At 62.3% G+C, this 11,357-nt stretch carries 7 protein-coding genes; 3 read left to right on the top strand and 4 right to left on the bottom strand.

All coding sequences use genetic code 11. The features are described 5' to 3' along the window. Positions 1-31 precede the first annotated feature (31 nt). Positions 32-1,456 carry a gamma-aminobutyraldehyde dehydrogenase gene (locus ACE04F_RS25820; protein ID WP_486110497.1) on the top strand — a complete coding sequence of 475 codons (1,425 nt, stop codon included), beginning with the start codon at positions 32-34 and terminating at the stop codon, positions 1,454-1,456. Positions 1,457-1,678: 222 nt separating this feature from the next. Here the strand turns inward: ACE04F_RS25820 and ACE04F_RS25825 are convergent, their stop codons facing one another. After that, positions 1,679-1,864, bottom strand: coding sequence for a hypothetical protein (locus ACE04F_RS25825; protein ID WP_486110481.1), 186 nt, complete (start codon positions 1,862-1,864; stop codon positions 1,679-1,681). A gap of 358 nt (positions 1,865-2,222) precedes the next feature. Here ACE04F_RS25825 and ACE04F_RS25830 point away from each other — a divergent pair, with 358 nt between their 5' ends. Next, on the top strand, positions 2,223-3,848 hold the full coding sequence (locus ACE04F_RS25830) for a glucan biosynthesis protein D (RefSeq protein ID WP_486110482.1): 1,626 nt from the start codon (positions 2,223-2,225) through the stop codon (positions 3,846-3,848). A 49-nt stretch (positions 3,849-3,897) separates the two neighbouring features. Here the strand turns inward: ACE04F_RS25830 and ACE04F_RS25835 are convergent, their stop codons facing one another. From ACE04F_RS25835 to purL, 3 genes are all read right to left on the bottom strand, one after another. After that, the gene (locus tag ACE04F_RS25835) at positions 3,898-5,004 is read right to left on the bottom strand and encodes an NADH:flavin oxidoreductase/NADH oxidase (RefSeq protein ID WP_486110483.1); all 1,107 of its coding nucleotides are present in this window, start codon (positions 5,002-5,004) and stop codon (positions 3,898-3,900) included. A gap of 336 nt (positions 5,005-5,340) precedes the next feature. Next, entirely contained in the window at positions 5,341-5,652 is a 312-nt protein-coding gene (locus ACE04F_RS25840) for an NGG1p interacting factor NIF3 (protein WP_486110484.1), read from the bottom strand. Positions 5,653-5,656: 4 nt separating this feature from the next. Next, positions 5,657-9,553: a phosphoribosylformylglycinamidine synthase gene (purL, locus tag ACE04F_RS25845; RefSeq protein ID WP_486110485.1), complete on the bottom strand. Its 3,897-nt coding sequence runs from the start codon at positions 9,551-9,553 to the stop codon at positions 5,657-5,659. Between the two features lie 288 nt (positions 9,554-9,841). On the opposite strand from purL, the gene mltF reads away from it, so the two are divergent. Then, positions 9,842-11,302 carry a membrane-bound lytic murein transglycosylase MltF gene (mltF, locus tag ACE04F_RS25850; protein ID WP_486110486.1) on the top strand — a complete coding sequence of 487 codons (1,461 nt, stop codon included), beginning with the start codon at positions 9,842-9,844 and terminating at the stop codon, positions 11,300-11,302. The last annotated feature ends 55 nt before the right edge of the window (positions 11,303-11,357 follow it).

Raw genomic sequence — 11,357 nt, forward strand, 5'->3', positions numbered from 1 at the left:
GGAAAACAACAGCGTTCAAGAGGACACGGACATGCAAACCAAACTGTTGATCAATGGCCATCTGGTAAACGGCGACGGCCCTGGCCAGGCAGTGTTCAATCCGGCGCTGGGCCGGGTCCTGGTGGAAATCAGTGAAGCCAGCGAGGCCCAGGTCGACGCCGCCGTGCGCGCCGCCGACAGCGCCTTCAATGCCTGGTCGCAAGTGCCGCCCAAGGACCGCTCCCTGCTGCTGCTCAAGCTGGCCGATGCCATCGAGGCCAACGGCGAGGAACTGGCCAGGCTCGAATCGGACAACTGCGGCAAGCCCTTGAGTGCCGCGCTGAACGATGAAATTCCGGCGATCGCCGATGTGTTCCGTTTCTTCGCCGGCGCCAGCCGTTGCATGAACGGCTCGGCGGGCGGCGAGTACCTACCGGGGCACACCTCGATGATCCGTCGCGACCCGGTGGGCGTGATCGCTTCCATCGCCCCGTGGAACTACCCGTTGATGATGGTCGCCTGGAAAATCGCCCCGGCCCTGGCCGCCGGTAATACCGTGGTGCTCAAGCCGTCGGAACAGACGCCGCTGACCGCATTGCGCCTGGCGGAACTGGCGTCGGAAATTTTCCCGGCAGGCGTGCTCAACGTCGTCTTCGGTCGCGGGCAAACCGTCGGCCAGCCGCTCGTCACGCACCCGAAAGTCCGCATGGTCTCCCTGACCGGCTCCATCGCCACCGGCTCGAACATCATTTCCAGCACCGCCGAGAGCGTCAAGCGCACGCACATGGAACTGGGCGGCAAGGCCCCGGTGATCATTTTCGACGATGCCGACATCGACGCCGCGGTGGAAGGCATCCGCACCTTCGGCTTCTACAACGCCGGCCAGGACTGCACGGCCGCCTGCCGCATCTATGCCCAGCAAGGCATCTACGACAAGTTTGTCGAAAAACTCGGCGCCGCCGTCGCCAGCATCAAGTACGGCCTGCAGAACGAGCCCGATACCGAGATGGGGCCGTTGATCACCGCCCAGCACCGTGACCGTGTGGCCGGCTTCGTCGAGCGCGCCATCGCCCAGCCGCACATCCGCCTGGTCACCGGGGGCAAGGCGGTAGAGGGCAACGGCTTCTTCTTCGAACCGACGGTGCTGGCCGATGCTCAACAGGATGACGAAATCGTCCGCCGCGAAGTGTTCGGCCCGGTGGTGTCCGTCACGCCATTCCTCGATGAAGCACAAGTGCTGGCCTGGGCCAACGATTCGGACTACGGCCTGGCCTCATCGGTCTGGACCGCCGACATCGGCCGCGCCCATCGCCTGTCGGCGCGCCTGCAATACGGCTGCACCTGGGTGAATACCCACTTCATGCTCGTCAGCGAAATGCCCCATGGCGGCCAGAAACGTTCCGGCTACGGCAAGGACATGTCGATGTATGGGTTGGAGGATTACACGGTGGTGCGGCATGTGATGTTCAAGCATTGACCACAAGACAATGCTGGCCACCTATGCTCGTACCTGCCCTGCGTCCGTCCTGCCAGGATCTTCGTCGATCGGTGCAGGACTCCCAATGCTATCGGGCCGGACGCTGTTGATGAGGCCATCCTCGCGATCGTTGAAACGTTGCAGCAACTGCAACGTTTTCTCGGTTCGGATCGCCCGTCACTTGCTGCCGGTATCGGCGAGGTACTGGCGCGCGCCCGTATTTCAAAACCGCGAAACACTGCGCATCGCATCCACCAGGTAACGCATGGCGATCCGGTCTTTTTCCGACAGCTCGCGGTAACGCTCGATCAATCTCAACTCTTCCAGGCTGAGCCGGCGTTTCCTGCGCGCGTTGATCAGGCTCGGAAAGAGTCCCAGCATTTGGGCAATGCCCTGTATTTTCGTCATGACTTGTCCTTCGTTACGTCAAGTTGCCCAAATAGCGCCCATTGAACCGGTTACATGGTCTGTTACGTTCAAGAATAGGAAGGATTACCTGGGTGAAAAGAGAGTTTTAGAGTAATTAGTCAAAAAAACCCGAAATCCTCACAAAAAAAGAAATAACTGTAAGAAAATTTGACCTGACCCCGTTTTCCTATCTCTCCAAGCCCCTATTTCCCCTATGATTTTGCGCCTCGGTGAACCGATCCGGCTCTCAGGTATCTGTTCTTACGTTCGTCGCGTTTGGCCAAAGGCATGTCCGAACTCCTTTATCAATCTCTGTTGCCAGGATCGGCTCGGGATTGCTTTGATTAAGGTTGTATCTATGCACCGCAGGAATTTGCTCAAGGCTTCCATGGCCTTCGCCGCCTACACCGGGCTATCGGCCTCGGGGCTCATGGCCGCACGCGCCTGGGCCGCCGAACAGACTGCCGACGGCGAAGCCCGTCCCTTCGATTTCAACGGTTTGAAGGACCAGGCACGGCGGCTGGCCGAGAGCCGCTATGTAGACACCAAGCAAGTCCTGCCACCCACCCTGGCCCAGATGTCGCCGCTGCAGTTCAACGCCATCCGGTACGACGCCAACCACTCTTTGTGGAATGAGCTGGACGGACAACTGGACGCACAATTTTTCCACGTCGGCATGGGCTTCAAGCAGCCGGTTCGCATGTATAGCGTCGATCCGAAGACCCGTATGGCCCGTGAGGTGCACTTTCGCCCGGAACTGTTCAACTACGAGAAGACCACGGTCAATACCTCGCAGCTTACCGGCGACCTCGGGTTCGCAGGGTTCCGGGTGTTCAAGGCACCGGAGCTGGACCGGCACGACATCGTTTCATTCCTGGGGGCGAGCTATTTCCGTGCCGTCGATGCCAGTGGCCAATACGGTTTGTCCGCCCGCGGCCTGGCCATCGACACCTATGCGAAAAAACGCGAGGAGTTCCCGGATTTCACCAAGTTTTGGTTCGAAACGCCGGACAAAAACAGCACCCGCTTCGTGGTCTATGCCCTGCTCGACTCACCGAGCGCCACCGGTGCCTACCGCTTTGATATCGACTGCCAGCCTACCCGGGTGGTGATGGACGTCGACGCGCACGTCAACGCCCGTACCGCCATCGAGCAACTGGGTATCGCCCCGATGACCAGTATGTTCAGTTGCGGCACCGTCGAACGACGCATGTGCGACACCATTCACCCGCAGATCCACGACTCCGACCGCCTGGCCATGTGGCGCGGCAACGGCGAGTGGGTCTGCCGCCCGCTGAACAATCCCGCCACCCTGCAGTTCAACGCCTTCGCCGACAACAACCCGAAGGGTTTCGGCCTGGTGCAAACCGATCATGACTTCGAGAGTTACCAGGACACCGTGGACTGGTACAGCAAACGGCCAAGCCTGTGGGTCGAACCGACGACGGCTTGGGGCGAAGGCTCAATCGACCTGCTGGAAATTCCTACCACCGGCGAGACGCTGGATAACATCGTTGCGTTCTGGACGCCGAAAAAACCGGTCGCTGCCGGCGATTCGCTGAATTACGGCTACAAACTCTACTGGAGCGCCTTGCCACCGGTCAGCACGGACCTGGCCCGCGTCGATGCCACCCGTTCGGGCATGGGCGGCTTCATCGAAGGCTGGGCTCCTGGCGAACACTATCCCACCGTCTGGGCACGGCGCTTCGCGGTGGACTTCACCGGCGGTGGGCTCGACCAGTTGCCACCGGGTACCGGCATCGAACCGGTGGTCACCTGCTCTCACGGCGAGGTCAAGGATTTCAATGTGCTGGTGCTGGACGCAATCAAGGGTTACCGCATCACCTTCGACTGGTACCCGACCGACGACCGCGTGGACCCGGTGGAGATGCGCCTGTTCATTCGCTCCAAGGACCGGACGTTGAGCGAGACCTGGTTGTACCAGTACTTCCCGCCAGCGCCGGATCGGCGCAAGTATCCCTGATAAACAAAAGCCCCGGCCAATGAGACCGGGGCTTTTTTTCAGCGGATGCTCAGTCGCGCAAATCCGACTCGTGGATCGGCTGGTCCCGATGCGTCGCCCGCTGGTACTGCGCCGGCCAGGTGGCCTTGCGTCCGCCCAGGTCATCATCGGCATGCAGCGCCCAATACGGATCGCGCAACAATTCGCGAGCAAGGAAGATGATGTCGGCCTGACAGGTGCGCAAGATGTGTTCGGCCTGGGCCGGCTCGGTAATCATGCCGACCGTGCCAGTGGCGATTTCCGATTCCTTGCGCACCCGCTCGGCGAAGCGCGTCTGGTAGCCCGGGCCGGTGGGAATCTCCGCGTTGGCAGCGGTTCCGCCCGACGACACATCAATCAAATCCACTCCCAGCGCCCGGAATCGCCGCGCCAGTTCCACGGTTTCATCGGGGTTCCAGCCGTCTTCCACCCAGTCGGTGGCGGATACCCGAACAAAAACCGGCAGCTCCTCCGGCCATACGGCCCGGACCGCTTCGGTCACTTGCAGTACCAGGCGGATACGATTCTCGAACGACCCACCGTATTGATCCCGACGCTGGTTGCTCAAAGGCGACAGGAACTGGTGCAGCAGGTAGCCATGGGCCGCATGGACCTCGACGACTTTGAAACCTGCCGTCAGGGCGCGTTTGGCCGCGTCGATGAATGCCTGGATGACGTCGGCGATCTGTCCTTCATCGAGCTGCTTGGGTTGGGTGTGCTGGGGATCGAAGGCAATCGGCGAAGGGCCGACCGGAACCCAGCCGCCCTCTTCCGGCTTGACGCTGCCATGCTTGCCCAGCCACGGCCGCCAGGTGCTTGCCTTGCGCCCGGCGTGGGCCAGTTGGATTCCGGGCACGGCGCCTTGGGCGGTTATGAAACGGGTAATACGTTGCAAAGGTTCGATCTGTTCATCGTTCCACAACCCGAGGTCCTCGGCGGTAATCCGGCCATCGGCCGTGACGGCGGTGGCTTCGGTGAACACCAGGCCGGCACCGCCCACGGCACGACTGCCGAGGTGTACCAGATGCCAGTCGTTGGCCAAGCCATCGGCGCTCGAATACTGGCACATCGGCGAAACCGCGATGCGATTGGGCAGGGTCAGTTGGCGAAGGGTATAGGGTTCCAGCAGCAGACTCATGGGGCACCTCTCGAATCAGTGGGCAGGCTCCAGGGTTCTGTTTGAAAAGTCGACGAGTGACAACGGTGCAACACCCGCCCCCGCGGGCAAAAAATTCGACAAGACGTCACAAGGCCTATCAAGCAGTGCTTAGAGACTAGTCGACAACCGGGGAGGAGGAAGGGTTCAGAAGTCAAAAACCGCCCTTGTGAAGCCAAGCTATGCCTTAAAGACTTGCCTGAAAATCCATGGCGAGCGAGCAAGCTCCCTCACCACGGGGATTCATGTACACAGAATCGCAGCCAACAAAAAACCCGCTGAATCAGTCAGCGGGTTTTTCATTTCAGCGCGAGGGGGTCAAAAATCCTCCAACCGCCACACTTCATACGCCGGTGTTTCATACGGATGGCTCTGTTTCAGCGCCGCCACCACTGGGCGGATCAACTCATCGGCCACTACCAGCTCAACCTTCCACTCTTCGACCTGCTCGACCTGCCCCACTTCGCCAATGAACGGCTGGCTGCCGTCCAACGGGCGAAACTGGCCCAGGCCCAGCACTTGCCAGGCGCAGTGGTCATAGTCGCCGATCCGTCCGCCACCGGCGGCGAATACTGCGCTTTTGACCACGTCCACATGGCTGGCCGGGACGAAGAAGCAGAGCTTGTACACCGCCTCAGTTCACCCAGACGCGCGCGTTGCGGAACATGCGCATCCATGGCGCGTCTTCGTTCCAGTCGTCCGAACGCCACGAATTCTGCACCGCGCGGAACACCCGTTCCGGGTGCGGCATCATGATCGTGACGCGGCCGTCGCGGCTGGTCAGGCCGGTGATCCCGCGCGGCGAGCCGTTCGGGTTGGCCGGGTAGGTTTCGGTGACCTTGCCATGGTTGTCGACAAACCGCAGCGACACACAACCGGACAGATCGGCTTCAAGCAAGGCTTCTTCGCTTTCGAATTCCGCATGGCCTTCGCCGTGGGCAATGGCGATCGGCATGCGCGAACCGGCCATGCCCTGCAGGAAGATCGAGTTCGACTCCTGCACCTGGACCATCGCCACGCGCGCTTCGAACTGCTCGGAGCGGTTGCGCACGAAGTGCGGCCAGAACTCGCTGCCCGGAATCAGCTCGTGCAGGTTGGACATCATCTGGCAACCGTTGCACACGCCGAGGGTGAAGCTGTCGGTGCGCTCGAAAAAGCCCTGGAACGCGTCGCGGGCGCGGCTGTTGAACAGCGCCGACTTGGCCCAGCCTTCACCGGCACCCAGCACGTCACCGTAGGAGAAACCGCCGCAAGCGACCATGCCCTTGAAGTCGTTCAGGTCGACACGACCGGCGAGGATGTCGCTCATGTGCACGTCGATCGCGTTGAAGCCGGCGCGGTCGAACGCCGCGGCCATTTCCACCTGGCCGTTGACGCCCTGCTCGCGCAGGACCGCCACTTGCGGGCGAATGCCTTTCTTGATGTAGGGCGCGGCGATGTTGTCGTTGACGTCGTAGCTGAGCTTGGCGCTCAAGCCCGGGTTGTCTTCTTCCAGGATCGCGTCGAATTCCTGCTCGGCGCAATCGGCGTTGTCGCGCAGGCGCTGGATCTGGTAACTGGTCTCGGCCCACTGGCGCTGCAACAGGCGGCGCTGGCCTTCGAAGACGGTGTCGCCGTTGAAGGTGATGTTGATGTGAGCGTTGTTGATCGGCTGGCCGATCACCGAGACGCACTCGGCCAGGCCGGCGGCGCTGAATTGGGCGAGGATGTCCGGGGTGGCGTCCTGGCGAACCTGGATCACCGCACCGAGCTCTTCGTTGAACAGGATGGCCGGGATTTCGCTGGCCGATTCGGCCACGCTGTCCAGGGTCAGGTTCAGGCCGCAGTGACCGGCGAAGGCCATTTCCATCACGGTGGTCAGCAAGCCGCCATCGGAACGGTCGTGGTAGGCCAGCAGATGACCGTCGGCGTTGAGGCCCTGGATCACGGCGAAGAACGCCTTCAGGTCTTCGGCATCGTCGACGTCCGGGGCTTGCGAGCCGAGCTTGCCATGGACCTGGGCCAGGATCGAGGCGCCCATGCGGTTCTGGCCACGGCCCAGGTCGATCAGGATCAGGTCGGTGGTGCCCTTGTCCATGCGCAGTTGCGGGGTCAGGGTCTGGCGGATGTCGGTGACCGGGGCAAAGCCGGTCACGATCAGCGACAGCGGCGAGGTTACGCTCTTGTCCACGCCTTCATCGTTCCAGCGGGTGGCCATGGACATCGAGTCCTTGCCCACCGGAATGGTGATGCCCAGCTCAGGGCACAGCTCCATGCCGACCGCCTTGACGGTGTCGTACAGACGGGCGTCTTCACCCGGGTGGCCGGCGGCGGACATCCAGTTGGCCGACAGCTTGATGTCGGAAATCTTGCCGATCCGCGAGGCCGCGATGTTGGTCAGGGTTTCGCCGATCGCCATGCGGCCCGACGCCGGGGCGTCCAGCAGCGCCAGCGGGGTACGTTCGCCCATGGCCATGGCTTCGCCAGTGTAGACGTCGAAGCTGGTGGCGGTCACGGCCACGTCGGCCACCGGCACCTGCCATGGGCCGACCATCTGGTCGCGGGCCACGAGGCCGGTGATGGTGCGGTCGCCGATGGTGATCAGGAAGCTTTTGCTCGCCACGGCCGGGTGATGCAGGACGCGTTCGATGGAGTCGGCGATGTCGAGGGTGGCCGGATCGAAATCGTCCCCCAGCTCGGCTTCGCGGACGGCCGAACGGTGCATGCGCGGAGCTTTGCCCAGCAGCACTTCCAGGGGCATGTCCACCGGGCTGTTGCCGAAGTGGCTGTCGGTGACAGTCAGTTGCGGCTCGGCGGTGGCTTCGCCGACGACCGCGAACGGGCAGCGCTCACGCTCGCAGATCGCCTTGAAACGCTCGAAATCGGCCGGGCCGACCGCCAGGACGTAACGTTCCTGCGATTCGTTGCTCCAGATTTCGTGCGGGGCCATGCCCGGCTCGTCGTTCGGAATGTTGCGCAATTCGAAGCGGCCACCACGACCGCCGTCGTTGACCAGTTCCGGGAAGGCGTTGGACAGGCCGCCCGCGCCGACGTCATGGATGAAGCTGATGGGGTTCTGCTCGCCCAGTTGCCAGCACCGGTCGATGACTTCCTGGCAGCGGCGCTCCATTTCCGGGTTTTCGCGCTGGACCGAGGCGAAGTCCAGGTCCGCCGAGCTGGTGCCGGTGGCCATGGAGGAAGCGGCGCCGCCACCCAGGCCGATCAGCATGGCCGGGCCGCCGAGGACGATCAGCTTGGAGCCGACCAGGATCTCGCCCTTCTGTACGTGTTCTGCGCGAATGTTGCCCATGCCGCCAGCGAGCATGATCGGCTTGTGATAGCCACGAACCTCTTCACCGCGCGGGGTGTTGATGGACTGCTCGAAAGTACGGAAGTAACCGGTCAGGGCCGGACGGCCGAATTCGTTGTTGAATGCCGCGCCGCCGAGCGGGCCTTCGATCATGATGTCGAGGGCGTTGACGATGCGCTCAGGCTTGCCGTAAGGCTTTTCCCATGGCTGTTCAAAGCCCGGGATCTGCAGGTTCGACACGGTGAAGCCGGTCAGGCCGGCCTTGGGCTTGGCGCCACGGCCGGTAGCGCCTTCGTCGCGGATCTCGCCACCGGAACCGGTGGACGCGCCCGGGAACGGGGCGATGGCGGTCGGGTGGTTGTGGGTCTCGACCTTCATCAGGATGTGCACCGGCTCCTGGACCGCACCGTACTGGCGGGTCTCAGGGTTCGGGTAGAAGCGACCGGCAACGTTGCCGACGATCACCGCCGCGTTGTCCTTGTAGGCCGACAGCACACCTTCGTTGTGCATCTGGTAGGTGTTCTTGATCATGCCGAACAGGCTTTTTTCCTGGCTCTGGCCGTCAATGTCCCAACTGGCGTTGAAGATCTTGTGGCGGCAGTGCTCGGAGTTGGCCTGGGCGAACATCATCAGTTCGATGTCGTGCGGGTTGCGCTGCAAGCCCTGGAAGGCGTTGACCAGGTAATCGATCTCGTCTTCGGCCAGGGCCAGGCCCAGCTCGGCGTTGGCTTTTTCCAGCGCGGCGCGGCCACCGCCCAGCACATCGATGGCGGTGAGCGGCTTGGGTTCGGCGTGGCTGAACAGGCCGGCGGCCTGCTCCAGGTTGCCCAGTACGACCTGGGTCATGCGGTCATGCAGCCCGTCGGCAATCAGTTGGGCCTCGGCCTCGCTGAAGTCTCCGGCGACATAAAAGGCAATGCCGCGCTCCAGACGCTGGATTTTCGCCAGGCCGCAGTTGCGCGCAATGTCGCTGGCCTTGCTCGACCACGGCGAGATGGTGCCGAAACGCGGCAGCACCAGGAACAGACGACCAGTCGGTTCCTGGACGGGAACGCTGGGACCGTACTTCAGAAGGCGCGCAAGCACCTGCTGTTCGTCGCCGGTCAAACCGCCGGTGACTTCGGCGAAGTGAGCGAATTCAGCATACAAGCCGCTGACAGCCGGGACTTTCTGGCTCAGTTGCTCAAGGAGTTTGCTGTGGCGAAAGGCAGAAAGGGCAGGAGCGCCGCGCAGGATCAACATCTTCGGGACAGCCTCGGGAAGGGGGTGTGCTTTGAGGCCGTGCATTCTAGCCTAAACCGCTGGCAACGGCACCCGAAACGCTACGTGCGATGCCAGCCGGACGTCAGGCATCCCTTGGACGGCTGCATCCAGGCGGCATGGCGATAATTCAGCGGAGTTATTTTTTCCCGCCCCAGCCGCCTCCGCACGCCGGCCCGCCTGGGTTGCGGACACGTTTTGCAACCTCTAGCAGACTGGCCTTTTGCTGTCGATATATGGCGGTCGAGGCCGTTTGCGTATACTGCGCAGATGTTTTCCCCAACGGCTTTGCGTCCGCGGTACGCCAGATGGCTGATCGCAACCGGACTCTTCCTGGTGCTCAGTGGTTGTGTTGAGAAACCCAACACACTGGAGCGCGTAAAGGAGGATGGCGTGCTGCGGGTGGTTACCCGGAACAGCCCCGCTACCTACTTCCAGGATCGCAATGGTGAAACCGGCTTCGAATACGAGCTGGTGAAGCGCTTCGCCGAGGATTTGGGGGTCGAGCTGAAGATCGAGACCGCCGATAACCTCGACGACCTGTTCAGTCAGGTCGGCAAGCCCAATGGCCCGGTGCTGGCCGCGGCGGGCCTGGTCAGCAGCGAACAGCGCAAGAAACAGGTACGGTTCTCCCACGCCTACCTGGAGGTTACCCCGCAGGTCATCTACCGCAACGGCCAGTCCCGCCCCACCGACGCGGCCGCCCTCGCGGGCAAGAAGATCATGGTGCTCAAGGGCAGCTCCCACGCGGAGCAGCTGGCGCAGTTGAAACAGCAGTATCCGGGAATCGAATACGAGGAATCCGACGCGGTTGAAGTCGTCGACCTGCTGCGCATGGTCGATGAAGGCCAGATCGACCTGACGCTGGTAGATTCCAACGAAGTGGCGATGAACCAGGTGTACTTCCCCAACGTGCGCGTGGCGTTCGACCTCGGCGATGCCCGCAGCCAGAGCTGGGCGGTGGGCCCCGGCGAAGACAACAGTCTGCTCAACGAAATCAACGCCTACCTCGACAAGGTGCAGAAGAACGGCACGCTGCAGCGCCTCAAGGACCGCTATTACGGGCACGTCGACGTCCTCGGCTACATGGGCGCGACCACCTTCGCCCAGCATCTGCAGCAACGCCTGCCGAAATACGAGCAACACTTCAAGACCTACGCCAAGAAGGAAAAGGTCGATTGGCGTCTGTTGGCTGCCATCGGCTACCAGGAATCGCTGTGGCAACCGACGGTCACCTCCAAGACCGGCGTGCGCGGCCTGATGATGCTGACCCAGAACACCGCCCAGGCCATGGGCGTGTCCAACCGCCTCGACCCGAAGCAGAGCATCATGGGCGGCGCCAAGTACCTGGCCTATATGAAAGAGCAACTGGACGAGAGTATCGAGGAGCCGGACCGTACCTGGTTCGCCCTCGCCGCCTACAACGTGGGCAGTGGTCACCTGGACGACGCGCGCAAGCTCGCCGCCAAGGAAGGGCTGAACCCGAACAAGTGGCTCGACGTGAAGAAGATCCTGCCGCGCCTGTCCCAGAAACAGTGGTACAGCAAGACCCGCTACGGCTACGCCCGCGGCGGCGAACCGGTGCATTTCGTGGCGAACATCCGTCGCTACTACGACATCCTCACCTGGGTGACCCAGCCACAGCTCGAAGGCGACCAGGTGGCCGAGGGCAACCTGCATGTGCCGGGTGTGGACAAGAGCAAGCCTAGCCAGGAATCTCCACAGCTATAAGCTGTACCCAACTTCCAATGTTGTGATGAACCTGTGGCGGGGGGGGGGGGGGGGG

This window comes from Pseudomonas sp. AGC41 (genome assembly GCF_057334555.1).